The following is a 980-nucleotide window of genomic DNA, read 5'->3' on the forward strand; positions in this document are numbered from 1 at the left end:
ACACCTGTATGGCCTATTGTCGGGTCTGGTTTGGGCGGCAATTACCCTGTATGTGAATGAGCGTGTTATAGAAAAGAAAGTATAAAAAAACTCCGTTATCCACCGGGCCAAATGTTTTGGCCCGAGGTTAACGGAGTTCACATATGTATGTGTAGAGATGAGAGAGACCAAGTTGATTTCCGGTGAAAGGTAATCGCTCTAAAGTAGAGTGATTGCGCTTCGCTGGGAGCTCAACTTATGCAAATGATAATTGTTATCATTTGCATTGTCAACCACTGAGCTTGATCTTTTTTGTTTATTCTTGAGTAGCGTTACAGGGATTGATATTCTCGCTAGCTTGTTACAAATTCTTGAGTGCATGCTATGGCACTCAAAGTTCTTCTAGGATTAACTTATGAAGTTTGAAGATGCTGCTGAATCCATTCCTAAAGAAATTTACGAAAAGTTCAAACAAGCGATAGAGTTGGGAAAGTGGCCCGATGGCCGGACCCTCTCTCGTGAGCAAAAAGAAATATGCCTTCAGGCGGTCATGCTTTATGAAGTAAAACATGGACTCGATGAAAGCAATCGAACCGGCTATGTTGATACAACGAAAAAGACCTCCCCATGCGGGCCAAAAGACGATAGTGATGATGAGTCGACTATCCGTATATTGCACTAACAAAGAAGACGATTAATGAATCAAGTTGCATCAGGTCATTTAAGTAAAATGACAGTGAGTCAGGGGAACCCGGTAAGTTACACCTTGAACTTTGGTGATACAAAATGCAATCCTGCAGATTATCTTGGCAAGAAATTACGCTTTCGTTCTAACGGCGAGATTCGCTGTTTTCATTGTCAGAAGCGTACCAACAAGAGCTTTAACCAAGGTTACTGTTATCGATGCTTTACCAAGTTGGCCCAGTGTGACCGCTGTATTATGAGCCCTGAGCTTTGTCATTATGCACAAGGTACCTGCCGTGAGCCGGAATGGGGTGAAA

Annotated in this window: 2 protein-coding genes; both read left to right on the plus strand. The window is 42.7% G+C overall.

The genetic code is table 11. The features are described from left to right. Positions 1-394 precede the first annotated feature (394 nt). Positions 395-661 (plus strand): YeaC family protein, encoded by a 267-nt coding sequence (locus A3729_RS17120; RefSeq protein WP_068506813.1) that lies wholly within the window; start codon positions 395-397, stop codon positions 659-661. A gap of 15 nt (positions 662-676) precedes the next feature. Next, positions 677-980 (plus strand): DUF2797 domain-containing protein (locus A3729_RS17125; protein WP_231877457.1); only part of this gene is annotated, 304 nt, incomplete at its 3' end.

The organism is Oleiphilus sp. HI0043 (assembly GCF_001634935.1).